The organism is Vibrio fortis (assembly GCF_024347475.1).
In the GTDB taxonomy this organism is placed as follows: Bacteria; Pseudomonadota; Gammaproteobacteria; order Enterobacterales; family Vibrionaceae; genus Vibrio; species Vibrio fortis.
Genome location: NZ_AP025487.1, coordinates 540,607 through 558,815, shown reverse-complemented (window position 1 = coordinate 558,815; position 18,209 = coordinate 540,607). Strand labels below are relative to the sequence as shown.

Genomic DNA, 18,209 nt, shown 5'->3' with positions numbered 1-18,209 from the left:
AAAGCCGAACAATCACTTGTGAATGCTCAAAAGGAAATCAACGATGATGGAATGGCGTTAACAGGAGGTTAAAATCAGCATTAACGCGCCCCAAAATAAACGGGGCACGTGCGAATTTCTGACGTTAAGGTAAACGAATCGTCACTACTTAGCCTCGATATTATCGATCATTAATTGCAGTGACTGATTACCGCGAAACTCGTTGATATCGAGCTTGTAGGCAAGATGGACGGTTTTAACTGACGCATCCGGCCAGCGACGCAGATCAACATTAAAAGCGATACCGTCGATCATCACATTGGTTGGGTGACCCTTGTAGAGTGGCTCTAGCATCAATTTCAGGTGCTTTTCGCCCACCAGCTTCTGATGAAGGACTTTAAATTCACCATCAAAGATAGGTTCTGGGAAGGCTTGTCCCCAAGGACCACCAGCACGCAAAAACTCAGCGGTGTGCATTGAGAACTCTTCTGGCAGAAGTTCACCATCCGACAAGATGATGCCTTTCAGCGCCGTTTCACCAAGATCTTGTTTTACCGCTTCATCAAACAGTTTGCTAAAGCGTTCAAAATCTTTTTCCATGATGGTTAAGCCTGCCGCCATTGCATGGCCGCCGAACTTCACAATTAGACCTGGATTCTGCGTATCAATGCGATCCAGAGTATCACGCATGTGTAAGCCAGGAATCGAGCGACAAGAGCCTTTAATACTGCCCTCTCCGCCGTCAGCAAACGCGATAACGGGACGGTGATATTTATCTTTAATACGAGAAGCAAGGATACCAATCACCCCTTGATGCCAATCGCGCTGGAACAGTGCCAAACCACACGGCAAGTCTGCTTCACCGAATTCTAGGCGTTCACAGAAGGCGATTGCCTCTTGCTTCATGCCCTCTTCAATCTCTTTGCGAGTTTGGTTGAGACCATCTAGCTCACTGGCCATACGGCGCGCGGCGTGGATGTTATTGCTCATTAGCAGCTCAACACCAAACGACATGTCATCAAGACGACCTGCCGCATTGATACGGGGGCCAAGAGCAAAACCAAAATCAGAAGCAACCAGACGGCGTGCATCGCGTTTGGCGACTTCAATCAGAGCCTGAATCCCCGGGCGCGCTTTACCTGCGCGAATACGCTGCAAACCTTGGTGCACTAGGATGCGGTTATTCTCATCAAGCGGCACCACGTCAGCCACAGTCCCCAAAGCTACTAAGTCGATCAGCTCCATAAGCTTCGGCTCAGCCATACCTTGCTGGGCAAACCATCCCAGTTTTCGCATATGAACACACAATGCCATCATCAGGTAGAAGGCAACGCCAACACCCGCTAGCGCCTTTGAGGGAAACGCACAACTCTCAAGGTTTGGGTTTACCATCGCATCCACCATCGGTAGCTCATGCCCCGGTAAGTGGTGGTCGGTAACAAGTACATCTAAGCCTTTCTCTTTAGCAAAGCGTACCCCTTCAATCGACGAGACACCGTTATCCACGGTCATGATCACTTCCGCGCCAATCTCGATTGCTTGCTCTACCACTTCAGGGCTCAAGCCATAACCATCTTCAAAGCGGTTTGGTACCAAGTAGTCAACGTTATTGCTGCCAAGCATGCGTAAGGCCAACACTGAAAGCGCAGAACTGGTCGCGCCATCAGCATCAAAATCGCCAACAACAATAATGCGTTTCTGTTGTTGAATAGCTTTGAATAGCAACTCAACCGCTGCATCGATCCCGCCTAGCTTTTGGTATGAGTGCAAGCCTTTGGCTGCTGTCTCTAGTTGAGCTGGGCTATTAATACCACGGCTTACGTAGATACGCTTGAGTAACTCTGGTAAGTCTGCTGGAAGAACGGAGGTATCGACTTCAGGGCGGCGTTGTATCTCTATCATGACCTATTAGGCCCAAACTAAGTTGGGCCGTTCCTTATGTGTAAATTTGGAAATGCTTGTTGCTGAACTGCAGATTACTGCTCTAAGCGCTGGATAAGTTGTGCTGGAGGCAGGTAACCACTCACAAGCTCACCACTTGGTAAGAAGATAGCTGGCGTACCAGTAATGCCAAGCTCTCGGCCTAATTGGTACTGCTTAGCAACCACAGATTTGGTCTCAGATGTTGCCTTCGCCGAGTCAGGCATTTGACGATTCACTTTCGCGTCATGCATCGCCGCTTTTGGATCATCTGAACCCCAGATTGCCGCCATCTGATTTGCTACTTGACCGGTCGCCCCCTGACGAGGGTAAGCCATGTAACGAACCGTAATACCTAGGTCGCTATAACCTTGCATTTGACTGTGTAGGCGCACACAGTAACCACAGGTGATATCGGTAAAGACAGTGATCGCGTATTTCTCGTTGTCCGCTTTGTATTCAATCGCAGAATCCGCCATCTCCGCAATTTTAGCTGCATTGATTGGCGCCTGACGCTCCGCTAATACATCGCTAAATTTGCCATTCTCATCGAGTGAGTAAAGCGTACCTGCGATGAAGTGATCACCTGATGGCGACGAGAAAATGATACCGCTGTTGGTTTGAACCTCTAGCAGACCATCGATATCTGATGGCACAACGTCCGTCACTTTGACACCAATCTTTTCAAAACGCTGGGTCAGAGCTTTAACATCGTAAGCTTGAGTGGGTGCAGCCTCTACTGCAGTCTTAACCTGCTCAACATTGTCTTCAGATGCGTTACAAGCAGTAATGACAAACGGTAATACCAGTAAAGGAAGACGGCGTAATACGCTCATTAAGTTCACCTTAAAATTATTTGAATCTAAGCTCGTGGATGGTGCTGAGCATGGATCTGCTTCAGTCTTTCCGTTGCCACGTGAGTATAAATTTGGGTTGTCGATAAGTCACTATGTCCCAATAACATCTGTACGACTCTGAGATCGGCACCATAGTTCAGTAAATGTGTTGCAAACGCATGCCTCAATACGTGTGGAGACAGCAGTTCTGTGTCTATTCCAGCAATAACCGCGTAGTGCTTTATACGGTACCAAAAGGTTTGTCGGGTCATTTGCTTGGCACGTTTACTTGGGAAAACCACATCCGAGCTATTTTCTCCAAGCAGCTGTGGGCGACCTTGTTCAATAAAGGTTTCTATCCAGTCTACGGCATTTTCGCCCATTGGTACTAAGCGCTCCTTGCCCCCCTTACCAATCACACGCACCACACCTTGTCTTAGACTGATGTTCTCCATCGTCAAACTAACCAACTCAGTCACACGAAGGCCGGTTGCGTAGAGCAGCTCCAGCATCGCTTTATCTCTTAGCTCGATCGGATCATTCGAATCTGGAGCATCCAGTAAGGCATCTACCTGCTCTTCGCTGAGGTCTTTTGGTAAGCGCTGAGGCAGCTTTGGGCTCACCAATAAAGCACTCGGGTCATCTGCCCTTACTTTTTCACGATGCAAGTATTGAAACAGTCGACGAATCGCCGACAACATACGTGCACGCGAAGTCTGTTTAAAGTTCGCATCCACCAGCCAACTCTGATAATCCTGCAAACCGGATAAGCTAATGAAGTCCAAGCGATAATTATTCTTTTCCATCCAATCAAGTAACTTGGCAAGATCCGTACGATAAGAGGTGAGCGTATTTTCAGAAAGCCCTCTCTCCATCCACATCGCATCTAAAAATTGTTCAACAAGACCATGATCGGCGTTCTGCCCTTGCGGCGACTGCATAGCTATTCTCATCATATTGGAAACTGTTTTGAGATTAAGCTACAGACCTGATGAAAGCTATAAAAATTACGACTTGGGCGGATAATCGCTGCAATCGAATTCAATTTATGGTTAGAATTCGCCATCTCAAAATAAAAATCGAACACATGCTATGAAAATTGGACTGTTTTACGGCTCAACCACCTGCTATACAGAAATGGCTGCAGAAAAGATTCGCGGCATCATCGGCGAAGACTTAGTCGACATTCACAATGTAAAAGAAACGCCACTTTCATTGATGGCCGACTACGACCTACTGTTACTGGGTATCTCAACTTGGGACTTTGGTGAAATCCAAGAAGATTGGAATGAAATCTGGGATGACCTAGCAACCACACCAGTAAAAGGTAAAGTCGTGGCACTGTTCGGACTGGGCGACCAAGAAGGCTATGGCGAGTGGTTCCTTGATGCGATGGGTCTATTGCACGACGAACTCAAAACCGTAGGCGCTGAGTTTGTTGGATACTGGCCAAACGACGACAGTTATGAATTTGAAGCATCAAAAGCCCTAACAGAAGACCAATCACAGTTTGTTGGCCTTGCTCTTGATGAAGACTCACAATATGAGCTGAGTGATGACCGAATCGCAGCTTGGGTTGAGCAAGTTCTGGTTGAGTACAGCGAGAAAATCTAGCCCAGCTTAAACCCAAGATAACATTGGTGCTCAGCATTAGAACCTACGAATACAAAAAGGCCCCGCTACTCATTGGTAGCGGGGCCTTTCTATCTTAGTTCGAATACAAGTTAGTTCGAAAACAAATTAGCTCGAAAACAGATTAATTCAAAAGGATTAAACCGTCTCTTCAGCCATCTCTGGCGCAGTCGATTTACCCACAAAGAACATGCAGATGATCGCTGCAGCTGTTGGTAGCAACCAACCCATACCGATTTCAAACAGTGGTAGCATCTTCAGTGCAGATACATCTACACCCGCTACCTTCGCCGCATCGATCAGAGCGAATAGCAGAGATACTAGAATAACCACACGGTAAGCCATTTGAGGGTTTGGTAGTTTCTTACGTAGGAAAGTCAGTGCTACCAAAGCAATCGCTACTGGGTATAGCGCAAACAGAACCGGTACTGACAACGAGATAAGCTGAGCTAGACCAACATTAGCAACTGTCGCACATGCTACACCGTTGATGATTACCCAAGTTTTGTAAGACATCGGCGTTAGAGAGCTAAAGTACTCAGAACACGCAGAGATAAGACCGATAGCCGTTGTCAAACACGCAAGCAGTACAATCACAGATAGAACGATTTGACCTGAAGGACCAAATAGAGATTGAACGTACTGGCTTAGAACCACGCCACCGTTATCTGCACCTGAAGCTACTGCAGCACTTGTTGCGCCTAGGTAGAACAGAGAGATGTAAACAAACGCTAGACCAGCCGCAGCAATGCAGCCTGCACTGATCAGATACTTAGTTGTCGCAGCGCGATCAGTAATGCCTTTGCTGCGAATCGCATCCACAATCAGCATACCGAACATTAGAGAACCGAAAGTATCCATGGTGTTGTAACCTTCAAGGAAACCTTTGGTTAGCGGTTGAGTTAGGTACTCACCGTGAGCCGCAACGATCTCGCCTTGCGGGTTAACGAAAACCGCAATCGCTAGAATCACTAGGCCAATGAATAGAGCTGGAGTCAGTACCTTGCCGATCACATCAATCAACTTGCCCTGTGACCATGCAAAGAACATCGCAATCGCAAAGAACGCAATAGAGAAAATAGTCAGGTGCGCTTGAGAAGCATCGATGAAGAACGGTTTCACCGCCATTTCATAAGCCACTAGACCAGTACGTGGAGCTGCAAACGCAGGACCGATGATGATGAAGATCAGCACCGCCATGATCGTTGCAGCTTGTTTTGGAAGATCTTTCGTTAGATGGCCCCAAGAACCACCAGCAACTGCGATAGCAACAATCGTAATTAAAGGGAGACCTACCGCAGTTAAAAGAAAACCAGACATCGCTGGGATGACATTTTCGCCCGCTAATTGACCGGCGAGAGGTGGGAAAATGATGTTACCCGCACCTAAGAAAAACGCAAAAAGCATAAAGCCCAATGCCATAATATCTGTTAGTTTTAGACTCTGTTTCACAGATAATCCTTAATTATATTTTTGAAATGATGTTGTACTTGCGTGAATGTTACAGCTAAAAACTGCCATTCAATCTATAAAATAGTCGCGCATAATGACGAAACACTCAGTCAGCTGCAAGCTACCGCAGAAAAACACCATATTAATTTGCAATTTCATGCAAAAAGCAGTTTATTTCACTAGTTTTGAAAAAATAACCACAATTATAAACTACTCATAAGTTGCAACAATTAAAACCAAATCAGAACAAAAGCCTGTACAAAAGATCAACAACAAAGCTAAATAGTTAAAAATTCCGGTACCTGCAGATTTATGAAAGAAAAAACGCTCGAGACAAAAAGCTTTAATTTTAAACAGTTTTCTATTTATGGCGGACAGAGTGGAATGCCTGTTAGCACCGATGGCGTATTACTGGGAGCATGGACAGAACTTAATCAGCAGCAAAACGTTCTGGATATTGGTACTGGTACCGGCTTATTAACACTGATGCTGGCGCAGCGTTATCCTTCAGTGACTCTTTCGGCGATTGATATCGACCCAGACGCGATTCACGCAGCCAAGATTAACTTCGACCACTCGCCTTGGAGCAATCGCCTACAGCTCTATTTTGGTAGTGTGTTGGAGGTTGAATTACCAGAACGTTTTGAGGCGATCATCTGTAACCCACCCTACTTTAACTCCGGAGAGCAAGCTGCACATAGTCAACGTGCTACTGCTCGTCATACTGCTAGTCTTGATCACAAAGCACTGGCTGCTCGCTGTTATGAGCTAACGACAGAGTCTGCTACTGCGAGCTTTATTCTGCCGATGGTTGAAGGAGAACAGTTTATCGAGCTCGCCAAACAGAGCGGATGGCACCTATCGCGCCGACTGGATGTAAGCACCACCGCCAGAAAGCAGCCAACGCGTCTTTTGTTTGAGCTATCTAAAGATCCTGATGTGCAACTCGACCACCAGCAGCTACTAATTCATGATCAAAATGGTTACAGCGACGCTTTTATCGCGCTAACCCAAGATTTTTATCTCAAGATGTAGCAAATACCATGTGATCCTAATCACTAATGCTTCTATAATGTCCGACTACTCTTTTTTATCGTCTGCCAACGACGTGCAGACACATTTATTGCTTGTGGAGAAACAACAGTGATCAGAACCTTTGCAGAACTCGATCTAGAACAAGAGCTGCTTAAAGCAATCGACGAGATGGGTTACGAACGCCCAACACAGATACAAGCTGAAGCAATCCCACAAGCGTTAGATGGACGAGACGTTTTAGCTTCTGCACCTACAGGTACTGGTAAAACGGCTTCTTTTGTTCTGCCAGCACTGCAGTACCTGCTCGACTTCCCACGTAAGAAAGCTGGCCCTGCTCGTATGCTGATCCTAACGCCAACACGTGAACTAGCGATGCAGATCGCCGACCAAGCTCGTGATCTTGCTAAATACACTAGCCTTAACATCTTCACGATCACGGGCGGCGTGATGTACCAAGAGCACGCGGATATTCTTGGCACAACTCAAGACATCGTTGTTGCGACTCCAGGTCGTCTAATGGAATACATCGAAGCTGAGCGCTTTGATTGTCGCGCTATCGAGTGGCTGATCCTAGACGAAGCAGACCGCATGCTAGACATGGGCTTTGGTCCAGTTGTTGACCGTCTATCAGCAGAGTGTCGCTGGCGTAAACAGACGCTACTATTCTCGGCAACACTAGAGGGTAAAGGCGTTGAAGGCTTCACTGAAGACCTACTAAACAACCCAGCGGAGATCGATGCTAAATCATCTCTGCGTGAACGTAAAAAGATCACTCAGTGGTACCACCGCGCAGACACTGCAGAGCACAAGCTGGATCTTCTAAAGCACATCATTACTGAACAAGCAGAGCGTACCATCGTGTTCCTTAAAACACGTGAGCGCCTAGCTGATCTACGAGCTCAACTAGAAAGTGCGCAAATCCCATGTGCTTGGATTCAAGGTGAAATGCCACAAGATCGCCGTAACAATGCGATTGCTCGCTTCCGTGATGGTTCTGTGAATGTGCTACTCGCGACAGACGTAGCAGCTCGTGGTATCGACCTTCCAGATGTGAGCCACGTAATTAACTACGACATGCCACGCACTGCTGACGTTTACCTGCACCGTATTGGCCGTACGGCTCGTGCTGGTAAAAAAGGTAATGCGATCTCGCTAATCGAAGCACACGATCAGCCAATGATTGAGCGTGTTGCACGTTACACTAAAGAGAGCATCAAAGAGCGTTTCATCGAAGGTATGCGTCCTACGCACAAAAAGCCTGTCTTCAAGAAAAAGAAAAAGGTGAAGAAGGACGATAAGAAAGGCGCAGCTAAAAAAACCGCTAAGAAAAAGAAGAAGTAGTTTTATCGAGTCACTCAGTGACTTAAAACACTCTCCAGAATAACAAAAGCCCCTGATAGCAATGCTGTCAGGGGCTTTTTAATGATTAAGATAAAGTGATAACTAGTTCTGTTCTTCGCGCTTGAACACTAGCTCTTTTGCATTCGACTCTTCTTCAACAAAGTAGTAGCCCGCAGCATCAAACTGAGTCAGTTTTTCAATCGAATCAACACGGTTTTCAATGATGTAACGTGCCATCATACCGCGCGCCTTTTTCGCATAGAAACTGATCACCTTGTATTGACCATTCTTACAATCTTTAAATACTGGCGTGATCACCTGACCATCTAAGTTCTTTGGCTTCACCGCTTTGAAGTACTCATTCGATGCAAGGTTGATCAAAACATTATCGCCCTGTGCATTTAACGTTTCATTAAGCTTGTCAGTGATCAGATTGCCCCAGAACTGATAAAGGTTGGTGCCACGTGCATTCGCTAGACGTGTACCCATCTCTAAGCGGTAAGGCTGCATCAAGTCCAACGGCTTAAGTAAACCATATAGGCCTGACAACATGCGTAGGTGCTTTTGTGCGTATTCGAAATCCGCGTCCGTCAGAGTTTCCGCTTCAAGGCCAGTGTAAACATCGCCCTTAAACGCCAGAATCGCTTGGCGAGCATTCTCTTGTGTGAAGGTCTCACTCCACTGTTCAAAACGTGCCACGTTAAGGCCGGCAATCTTATCGCTCACCTTCATCAGCGCCGATACATCTGCAGGCGTTAGTTTACGGCACTCTTCAATCAGCTCGGCAGAGTGTTCAATAAACTCTGGTTGAGTAAACTGCTCGGTAGCCAATGGCGATTCATAATCTAATGTCTTTGCTGGTGATACGACAACTAACATAACTTTACCCTAATCGGTTATCTGACTTTATGCTGGATAGAGTATAGAAAAAACATCAATTTGTCTTTATGACTCTTCCTATTACTTCAATAGATAAACACCTATTTCAGTTATATCCACACAATAAAAAAGGCTAAGGTATCACTACCTTAGCCTTTCAATCTGTAAACGGTGAGCGCTCGGTTTAACTTAACGCTCCATGCACAAGATTACTTCTTGTTGCCGTCCCAGATACCATCTTCTAGTTGAGACTTAAGCTCAGGGAAATCGTTCGCATCAAACGTTGGAACCTTACCCGCGTCCAGTTGACGGTTGTAGTCTTTTGCCAGCTTAATCACGATGCCCGATAGCAGGATAATCGCTACCAAGTTAACAATCGCCATTAGGCCCATAGATACGTCAGCCAATGCCCATACTGTTGGCAGCGTTGCCATTGAACCGAACATTACCATGCCTAGAACGATGATACGGAAAAGCACTAGACCTTTCTTGTTGTTATGCTCAAGGAAGATTAGGTTCGTTTCAGCGTACGAGTAGTTCGCGATGATTGAAGTGAAAGCGAAGAAGAAAATCGCTACCGCTACAAAGATACCACCCCATGAGCCAACTTGTGCTGTTAGTGCACGTTGAGTCAATTCGATACCCGTTACTTCACCGTGAGGAACGTATTCGCCCGACATTAGGATGATTGCAACTGTTGCTGAACAGATAACGATAGTATCCATGAACACGCCTAGCATCTGAACGTAACCTTGAGATGCTGGGTGCGGTGGGTAAGGCGTCGCTGATGCCGCTGCGTTTGGCGCAGAACCCATACCTGCTTCGTTCGAGAACAGACCACGTTTAATACCGTTGATCATTGCTTGAGCGATTGCGTAACCTAGACCACCCGCTGCTGCTTCTTGCAGACCGAATGCGCTCTTGAAGATAAGAGCCAATACTTCAGGCACTTTCTCGATGTTTGCAAACATGATGAACAGTGCAATAGCAAGGTAAGCCAGCGCCATGATTGGTACGATGATTTCAGCAGTACGTGCGATCTTACGGATACCACCGAAGATAACGAATGCAGAGATAACCACAATCGCGACACCTGTGTAGCTGCGCTCAAAGTCAAACGCTGTATTCATTGCGCTTGCGATCGCGTTTGCTTGTACCGCGTTGAAAACCAGACCAAATGCGATGATTAGGAAGATAGAGAATAGAACCCCCATCCAACGCATGCCTAGGCCTTTCTCCATGTAGTATGCAGGACCACCACGGTAGTTACCGTCGTTATCACGCGTTTTGTATAGCTGAGCCAGTGTGCTCTCGGCAAACGACGTTGCCATACCCAGCATTGCAATTAGCCACATCCAGAAGATAGCACCAGGGCCACCCGCTGTTAGAGCTACAGCAACACCAGCCATGTTACCAGTACCAACACGTGCAGCAAGACTAGTACAAAGAGCTTGGAAAGATGAGATACCAGCGCTGTCTGCTTTACGGCTGTTCTTCAGAACAGAGAACATGTGGCCAAAATGGCGGAATTGAATGAAGCCTAGTCGTACGGTGAAGTAGATACCCACACCAACGAGTAAGTAAACTAAGATTGATCCCCAAAGAAGATCGTTCATTAAATTGATTAAATCTGTCACGTGAACCTCGTATTGAGTTTAAGCACTGATCATGCTTCCTAGCCTTCCTCTTAATCGCCTATGCCTCTGTCAATGTTGTGTCGGCATTCATTGTTATGTTCTTGCAGCGATTGAGACTGTAAATGTCGCTTCATGCATCCATTTTACGTATCAGTGTATTTTTGACGGGCGGATAATGCAGTGAGATTTAGCAAAAATCAATATGCAAACAAATTCATATCAAAGTGACATTTCACTAAAAAATCACCTTTTATTAACACAAACCGCAACAACAACACCTCATAAAAGTCACATTATCGGGACATAAGCTCAACAATGGACAGTATCTCACTTCAACCTGCACAGCATCCCATAAAATAGCCGTCAGGCTAGGCTTTACAAGGTATAGTGAACAATCACCGTTTTTGGAAGTATCAAGTAAAACTCCTACCCATTCTCTTGATAGGTAATTGGTTGCATTGTAACGAAAGGAGCATAAGCTTCGCACAATGAATTAACATTCGCAGAGAGTGAATTTAATCGTTTTCCTAAGTTTGTTTGCCTAATTTTTAAACATAAATGTCGACCGTATGTGTGAGGGTAAGTCAAAAAACCACACGAAACCTTCATGAATATGAAACAAATGAGAAACAAATCAAAGTTATGGTGGCATTAATTATGGTATTTAATGGGTCCGAAAGGACTATTCCCACGGAAGGAGATATAGCTTATGGATAACTTTCAATACGATGAAATCACTGAACTTGATCTACCTCGTGCAACGCAAAAAGCGCGTTCAAAACCTCTAAAACGCAAGTGGCGAGAGATTGAAGAGATTAACGATCGTCGACGCCTTCAAAAAGAACTCATGGACATGAATCTTGGTTTAGATTTCGACCTCGACGATATTAAGCTTTAATAGACACGATAAACAAAACAAAGGCACCCACGTTGGGTGCCTTTCCTTTTTCTGTCGTAACATAGATAGCAGATTACTGATACGGGTCTTCTTTTGATTACCTACCGACTTCGCTGGCTATACACACTCTTTTTCACTTTGGCGAACGCGAGTCGCTAACTGACGGTATTGGTCTGCAATCGTGTCACCAAACACAGGGTCGTCTTCCGGCTGTTGCCAAAGCTCTTCAACACTGCGCCAATCTTGCACCGAGAAAGCACCGACGATAATCGGCAAAATCACTTTCTCTTCATACTCCATGTGTTTTCTCTGCGCTTCTATAAACGCTGCGAGCTGATCGATAAACACCTGCTGCGGAACAACCGCATCTTGAAGAATCATCTCAACGACATCTAAAAAGTCAGCGGTCTTTTCAGCGAGTATCTGATGTTCAAGCTCTAGGTCTTCAATTGCCTGTTGTTTACCATAGTGCTTTAAGTAGTGACGGTAGATTATGTCTTCTTTAGGGTGATGCACACTATCTGAGTGATTCATTAAATAATGCACCACTTCCGCCACTAAGCTGTAGTTTATCGCTCGTTCTTTCTTTAGAAGCTCAAGCTTGGTATTCAAGATCGTGAGCAGACGAGCCATGTAACCATGCTCTCTTCTTATCCTTTCTATCATCATAGTATTGCACTCCATTAAACCTACTCTTTGTAAGTGTATATGAAGATGCGAAAATAGGGTTTGATACTGCTCAGAAAACCATCAAACTAGACATCAAATGGTAAACACCAATCAATTGCAGGCAAATTTTGTGACTTTAATAGCTCATTAGTTTGAGAGAAGTGCTTACAGCCAAAAAAGCCGCGTCTTGCAGATAGTGGTGATGGATGTGGCGCACTCAATACAAAATGCTTGTTCTCATCAATGGCTTGGCCTTTCTTCAGAGCATGTGCGCCCCACAATAAAAAGACAATCGGTTCAGTGCGTTCATTAAGTTGCGCGATGATATGGTCAGTAAAGGTTTCCCAGCCACATTTAGCGTGTGAGTGCGCCTTGCCCTCTTCTACTGTTAATACAGTATTGAGCATCAATACACCTTGTTGTGCCCAAGATTCTAGATAACCGTGTGTTGGCGCTTCAAAGCCCTCTATGTCATCAGCAAGTTCTTTATACATATTACGCAGGGAGGGTGGGATCTTAACGCCAGGTAGCACAGAAAAAGCCAAACCATGTGCCTGCTGAGCACCATGATAAGGATCTTGTCCTAGAATCACGACACGTACGTCCTCGAATGGCGTCATATCAAAGGCGCTGAACACTTGATTTTCTGGTGGGTATACGACCTTTCCATCACGTCTTTGCTGCTCTACAAAGTCGTTCATTTTCTGAAAGTAAGGTTGGCTCTGTTGCTGACGAATAATCTCTTGCCAAGTCTGCGACGAACTCATTGAATTGCTCCCAAACGGTGTCACTCGAGTAGAGCTAGCTCTTTGGATTAAACTAGTTCCCTGCATAAAAATAACGGTATGAGTGATAACTGTGACTGTAAAGCCTAGTTATACCTCATACCGCTATTAATAGACATCGTTGTCCAAGTTCGCAGATAGAGATTCATTGATACTCACCGCTGAGTAAAAAGAGGGAGAATCATGATTGGCCTTTCTGAGGCGTTCGATGATGACCATGGCTGTGAATGTGACGATTCGGAGTTGGCAATCTAGGGGTCGCATGAATCGTTGAAACATGAAGATTAGCTTTAGGTGTGTAAGTGGTCGAATACATAATGGCACCCTCCTCTATTACATAGTGAAATACATATTCATTAAACACTATGAAAGAAAGGTGCCAACAATCCTATTTAGCCACAGTTTTTTTATGGCTTAGTATGTTCCACCGTCACTCTGCATTAACAGACGTATGGTGATACATTCTAAGCTGTTGAATTTCCTCTTTCCAAATCGAAGAATCGATCGTTTCCAAGATCAACGGCATGTTATCAAAGCGCGAATCTGACGCTATATATTCAAAACACGCCCAACCGATCTCACCCTGACCAAGCGAATGGTGTCGATCGACGCGGCTTGCGAACTCAGCTTTTGAATCATTGATGTGCATTGCTCTGAGATAGTGCATTCCAACAATGCGATCAAACTCAGCGAAAGTGGCTTCACACGCATCTTTAGTACGTAAGTCATAGCCTGCAGTAAAGGTATGGCAGGTATCTAAACAAACACCAACACGAGTTTTATCTTCAACCTGATCAATAATTTCAGCAAGGTGTTCGAATTTCCAACCTAAATTAGTGCCTTGCCCAGAGGTATTCTCAATCACAGCGATCACATCTGGCACTGCACGATGAGCAATATTGATAGATTCGGCGATTCTCGCCAAACAGTCACTTTCGGAAATCTTCTTTAAATGACTCCCAGGATGAAAATTCAGTAACGTCAGGCCGAGTTGGTTACAACGCTCCATTTCATCAATAAAAGCAGCGCGCGACTTTTCTAACTTCTCTTCTTCTGGCGCACCTAAGTTAATCAGATAGGAGTCATGGGGAAGAATGTGCTCTGAGCTAAAACCTAACATCTTACAGTTGGCTTTAAACGCACTGATGGTTTTTGGCTCTAATGGCTTCGCTGCCCATTGTCTCTGATTCTTAGTAAATAGCGCAAAAGCATTCGCGCCAATTTCACGCGCTCGCATAGGCGCTTGATCGACACCGCCAGCTGCCGACACATGCGCACCAATAAACTTTTGGCGAGAATTTGAGTCTTTTTTTTCCAGAGAATTGCTGTTTGTCATTAAATCACTTCACACTTACAGAATGGTGGATAAAAGCTTGTTTATATCCGCGTCAGTTCAATAAAAGCACAAATTTTGTAGTAAAATTACAACAAAATCGACCGTTAAATATTTTTTATAGTTTAAAATATTTTGTAACTACATTGTTTTCAAAGGTTTTATTGATTTAACTCAAAGTAATTACCATTAAAAAATTAAGGTTTTTGGTTGTTTTTTGACTTAAATCAATATTACACTAGCACAAAATGGGTATATATAACCCAGCTCAACAAAATTCGAAAGTTAACACCATAAATCAAACCACATTCAGTGGACTAGGAGATAGTGATGATCCAAGGTATTCAAATTACTAAAGCAGCAAACGACGAACTACTTAACTCAATCTGGCTACTAGATAGCGAAAAGAACGAAGCGCGTTGTGTTGCAGCAACAGCTGGTTTCGAAGCTGACCAAGTTATCCCAACTGCTGATCTAGGTGAGTACGAGAGCCGTGAAGTTGCAATCGAAACTGCACCACGCATCGAAGGTGGTCAACACCTAAACGTAAACGTTCTTAAGCGCGAAACGCTAGAAGACGCAGTTGCTCACCCAGAGAACTACCCACAGCTTACTATCCGTGTATCGGGTTACGCTGTACGTTTCAACTCTCTAACTACTGAACAGCAACGTGATGTTATCGCACGTACGTTCACTGAGTCTCTATAATTTAGAACTCTAGAGTTACCGAATTTGAAAAAGCTTGGTCATCGCGACCAAGCTTTTTTTTCGTCTCAATATCAGCGGCGTTAAGGTGCATTACGCTGCGACGGATCTTTACGAAACGCTTTAGCCAATATGGTAGGATCTTGCTTTTCTCTTTGGAGTGCAGCTCCCTCAGCCCACCAAACTAATTGATGTAAAGTACGGTTCATGTACTCATCCCATTGCTCTTGCTCAGTGGTATCTGCTATATCCCCCTCCTCATCAAACACTTGTTGTGCTTTTGGTAGATGGATCATCGCCGACACCGGCAAACAACCAAGCTCAGATAAGAAAGTTCGCATTGAGACCGAAGCGCGTGCACCGCCCCACTGACCTGCAGAGTACGTTACGATCGCACTCGGCTTGTAAGAAAATAGAGAACTACCGAAGTGGTTGAGAATATTAGCCAACGCAGGACTCATCGAATGATTGTATTCAGGGCTTACCATCACGTAACCATCCGCTTGTTGGATTTTTTCTGCTAACTCACTCAGAGAAGCCGGCACCTGAGAACGTCGATAAGAGAACTCCGGTTTGAAAATCGGTCCAAGTTCATAGTTCAGAGGATCGATGATCTCAACCGTATGCTCAGGATAGGTCTTATTGAGTAGTTTCATACAGGCTCGACTTACTCGCTCGCCCACTCTGGCAGGTTTCGGTGGTGTGCTTTCTCGCACGGATCCTAAAAACACCAAAAAGTGCATACCTTCTCCTCATATCAATATCCAATAAAAAAGGTGAATACCAATGGTACTCACCTTTTCATTCAATCTAACAAAACCGCAATGAGTTTGTCGTTGTTATACTCTTATCAGAACTGGCGTATTCAGAACTATGACTGAACTCGGCGCAGTACTTCCTTCAGAGCATCAAAGTCATTCGCAAGGTCTTCAGACAGCAGCTCCATCGCCGCGTGCTTCGCTAGAGGACCTGGTAGATCGATATCTGAACCTAGAATATCATCAACCACTTCTTTGAATTTAGCAGGGTGAGCCGTACATAAGAACAGACCTGTTTCACCGTCTTGTAATTGTTCGTCCAGTAGACGGTAAGCAATCGCACCGTGCGGTTCGCATAGGTAACCTTGTGCTTTTAGGTCACGAACTGATTCTGCACTCTGCTCATCAGATACTTTACCTTTACCCAGAGTATCCAAGCCCCAGCCTTTCAGTTGGCAAAGCTCCTCGATACGAGGCCAGTTGTTTGGTTGGCTCACATCCATTGCGTTCGATGTGGTTGCAACCGTCGGCTTTGGATCCCACTCACCTGTTTCTAGGTAACGTGGCACTGTGTCGTTTTCGTTGGTCGCGGCAATGAAGCGCTTCACTGGTAGGCCTAATGCTTTCGCCAGCAGACCCGCTGTCAGGTTACCGAAGTTACCACTTGGTACTGAGATAACCAGCTTTTCACGCTGCTCTTTCGTTAGCTGAGAAGCGGCTTCAAAGTAGTAACAGATCTGAGCCATTAGGCGACTGATGTTGATAGAGTTCGCCGAGTTAAGACCGATCTCTTCACGCAGTGCTGCGTCATCAAACGCTTGCTTAACCAGTGCCTGACACGCATCGAAGTCACCGTCGATAGCAACAGTGTGGATGTTTTTACCTAGTGTACAGAACAGCTTCTCTTGCAGTGGGCTGATCTTGCCTTTCGGGTACAGAATCACAACGTTGATGTCTTCCATACCATAGAACGCATGCGCAACCGCCGCACCCGTATCACCTGATGTTGCTGTAAGAATGGTAATCTTGCCACCATCGGAAACCGCAGCCAAAGATTGCGCCATAAAACGGCCACCAAAATCTTTAAATGCCAGCGTTGGGCCGTGGAACAGTTCAAGCGCATAAACGCCATCTTTCACTTGATTGATAGGCGCAGGGAATTGGAACGCTGCATCTACCATTTGATCGATCTGCTCTTTTGGTAGTTCGTCACCAATCAGTGCAGAGAGAATCTTTGCGCTACGAGGGACAAAGTCCTCTGCTAGCAGTGCATCGATATCATCAAACTTTGGTAGCTCTGATGGGAAAAATAGACCTTGATTACGGCCTAGACCTTGGCGAACGGCTTGGCCAAAAGAGACTTGCTCATCATTTTCTTTGATGTTGTACAGCTTCATAACTCACTTCCTGTAACGATCGAGCCTTGCTTGTCCAAACGACAAACATGGACGAATCCTTCTTCATTTTGTACGTAATTTTGTTCTAGCCAGCGTGCAACACGCTCAGCGACATCTTTTTCTTTGCAAATGCTAAATAAGGTTGGTCCGCTGCCGGAGATTCCCGTGGCAAGCGCTCCCGCTGACAACGCGTATTTACGAGCGTCAGCAAAACCTGGTAGCAGTTTCTCACGATATGGTTCTGCGATCACGTCTTTGATCATCTTTGCAGCAAGCTCAGGCTGACCAGAGTGGCAAGCGTGAATAAAGCCTGCAAGGTGGCGACCATGAGCAATGATATCTTGACGACGGTATTGAGATGGTAGGATCTCTCGCGCTTCTGCGGTTGATACTTTAATGCCCGGATACGCCATTACCCAGTACCAGTCATCAAAGCAAGGCACTTCTTGGCTGATAATGCCCAGCTCCTCCAGCATAAGTTGTACGCCACCAAGGTAACACGGAGCTACGTTATCATAGTGAACGCCGCCTGAAATCTTACCTTCCATCTCACCCATAAGTGCGAGCAGTTCAGTCTCGTCTAATGGCTGACCATGAAAACGGTTTAGAGCATCCAGCGCCGCCACAATTGAACATGCGCTTGAGCCCAAACCTGAACCAATCGGCATATTCTTTTCAAGCGTCATCTCTAGTGGTTTAAGAGCGACACCCTTTTTATCGATTTCACGAGCAAACACGGTCCAGCAATCGTAAACGATGTTCTCTTTTGCTTCCGTTGGTAACTTAGAAACAAAGCTACCTGCAGTTTTTAGGGAGAATGGTTCATCACCCGCTTTGACCATCACTCGGTCACCAAGCAGTGTGCCATCGATAGGCGACACGGCTGCACCAAGTACATCAAAGCCAACGCTGACATTACCGATTGAAGCTGGAGCGTAAACTACAACATCCAT

At 45.5% G+C, this 18,209-nt stretch carries 17 protein-coding genes; 5 read left to right on the top strand and 12 right to left on the bottom strand.

Going from position 1 to position 18,209, the window contains the following annotated elements; genetic code table 11:
- Positions 1-144 precede the first annotated feature (144 nt).
- From recJ to xerD, 3 genes are all read right to left on the bottom strand, one after another.
- Positions 145-1,881 (bottom strand): single-stranded-DNA-specific exonuclease RecJ, encoded by a 1,737-nt coding sequence (gene recJ / locus OCV50_RS02470; RefSeq protein WP_150895813.1) that lies wholly within the window; start codon positions 1,879-1,881, stop codon positions 145-147.
- 74 nt (positions 1,882-1,955) lie between these two features.
- Positions 1,956-2,735 carry a thioredoxin fold domain-containing protein gene (locus OCV50_RS02465; protein WP_261903623.1) on the bottom strand — a complete coding sequence of 260 codons (780 nt, stop codon included), beginning with the start codon at positions 2,733-2,735 and terminating at the stop codon, positions 1,956-1,958.
- 26 nt (positions 2,736-2,761) lie between these two features.
- Complete coding sequence (xerD, locus tag OCV50_RS02460; RefSeq protein ID WP_261903622.1) at positions 2,762-3,676, bottom strand: site-specific tyrosine recombinase XerD; 915 nt, start codon at positions 3,674-3,676, stop codon at positions 2,762-2,764.
- 151 nt (positions 3,677-3,827) lie between these two features.
- Between xerD and fldB the strand changes: the two genes are divergently transcribed.
- A complete protein-coding gene (gene fldB / locus OCV50_RS02455) occupies positions 3,828-4,349 on the top strand; it encodes a flavodoxin FldB (protein ID WP_032553159.1) in 522 nt (173 codons plus the stop codon).
- A 156-nt stretch (positions 4,350-4,505) separates the two neighbouring features.
- Here fldB and brnQ read toward each other — a convergent pair whose 3' ends face one another.
- Entirely contained in the window at positions 4,506-5,819 is a 1,314-nt protein-coding gene (gene brnQ / locus OCV50_RS02450) for a branched-chain amino acid transport system II carrier protein (RefSeq protein ID WP_239841554.1), read from the bottom strand.
- A 312-nt stretch (positions 5,820-6,131) separates the two neighbouring features.
- Between brnQ and OCV50_RS02445 the strand changes: the two genes are divergently transcribed.
- Both OCV50_RS02445 and srmB read left to right on the top strand, forming a co-directional pair.
- Positions 6,132-6,854 (top strand): tRNA1(Val) (adenine(37)-N6)-methyltransferase, encoded by a 723-nt coding sequence (locus OCV50_RS02445; protein WP_261903621.1) that lies wholly within the window; start codon positions 6,132-6,134, stop codon positions 6,852-6,854.
- Positions 6,855-6,962: 108 nt separating this feature from the next.
- Entirely contained in the window at positions 6,963-8,195 is a 1,233-nt protein-coding gene (gene srmB / locus OCV50_RS02440) for an ATP-dependent RNA helicase SrmB (protein ID WP_239841556.1), read from the top strand.
- 102 nt (positions 8,196-8,297) lie between these two features.
- On the opposite strand, the gene yaaA is transcribed toward srmB, so the two are convergent.
- Both yaaA and OCV50_RS02430 read right to left on the bottom strand, forming a co-directional pair.
- Positions 8,298-9,074: a peroxide stress protein YaaA gene (gene yaaA, locus OCV50_RS02435; RefSeq protein WP_261903620.1), complete on the bottom strand. Its 777-nt coding sequence runs from the start codon at positions 9,072-9,074 to the stop codon at positions 8,298-8,300.
- 209 nt (positions 9,075-9,283) lie between these two features.
- Positions 9,284-10,711: an alanine/glycine:cation symporter family protein gene (locus OCV50_RS02430; RefSeq protein ID WP_239841558.1), complete on the bottom strand. Its 1,428-nt coding sequence runs from the start codon at positions 10,709-10,711 to the stop codon at positions 9,284-9,286.
- Between the two features lie 709 nt (positions 10,712-11,420).
- On the opposite strand from OCV50_RS02430, the gene OCV50_RS02425 reads away from it, so the two are divergent.
- Positions 11,421-11,609: a DUF3545 family protein gene (locus OCV50_RS02425; protein WP_239841559.1), complete on the top strand. Its 189-nt coding sequence runs from the start codon at positions 11,421-11,423 to the stop codon at positions 11,607-11,609.
- A 117-nt stretch (positions 11,610-11,726) separates the two neighbouring features.
- On the opposite strand, the gene OCV50_RS02420 is transcribed toward OCV50_RS02425, so the two are convergent.
- From OCV50_RS02420 to nfo, 3 genes are all read right to left on the bottom strand, one after another.
- Positions 11,727-12,278 carry a hemerythrin domain-containing protein gene (locus tag OCV50_RS02420; protein ID WP_239841560.1) on the bottom strand — a complete coding sequence of 184 codons (552 nt, stop codon included), beginning with the start codon at positions 12,276-12,278 and terminating at the stop codon, positions 11,727-11,729.
- Between the two features lie 86 nt (positions 12,279-12,364).
- Entirely contained in the window at positions 12,365-13,045 is a 681-nt protein-coding gene (gene ung / locus OCV50_RS02415) for a uracil-DNA glycosylase (RefSeq protein WP_261903619.1), read from the bottom strand.
- A gap of 448 nt (positions 13,046-13,493) precedes the next feature.
- A complete protein-coding gene (nfo, locus tag OCV50_RS02410; RefSeq protein WP_261903618.1) occupies positions 13,494-14,399 on the bottom strand; it encodes a deoxyribonuclease IV in 906 nt (301 codons plus the stop codon).
- Positions 14,400-14,726: 327 nt separating this feature from the next.
- Between nfo and grcA the strand changes: the two genes are divergently transcribed.
- On the top strand, positions 14,727-15,104 hold the full coding sequence (gene grcA, locus OCV50_RS02405) for an autonomous glycyl radical cofactor GrcA (RefSeq protein WP_261903617.1): 378 nt from the start codon (positions 14,727-14,729) through the stop codon (positions 15,102-15,104).
- Positions 15,105-15,184: 80 nt separating this feature from the next.
- Here the strand turns inward: grcA and OCV50_RS02400 are convergent, their stop codons facing one another.
- From OCV50_RS02400 to thrB, 3 genes are all read right to left on the bottom strand, one after another.
- Positions 15,185-15,844, bottom strand: a complete 660-nt coding sequence (locus OCV50_RS02400; RefSeq protein WP_261903616.1) for an NADPH-dependent FMN reductase — start codon at positions 15,842-15,844, stop codon at positions 15,185-15,187.
- A 128-nt stretch (positions 15,845-15,972) separates the two neighbouring features.
- Entirely contained in the window at positions 15,973-17,256 is a 1,284-nt protein-coding gene (gene thrC, locus OCV50_RS02395) for a threonine synthase (RefSeq protein ID WP_261903615.1), read from the bottom strand.
- The gene (gene thrB, locus OCV50_RS02390) at positions 17,253-18,209 is read right to left on the bottom strand and encodes a homoserine kinase (RefSeq protein ID WP_032553216.1); all 957 of its coding nucleotides are present in this window, start codon (positions 18,207-18,209) and stop codon (positions 17,253-17,255) included. The genes thrC and thrB overlap by 4 nt, the downstream gene beginning before the upstream one ends.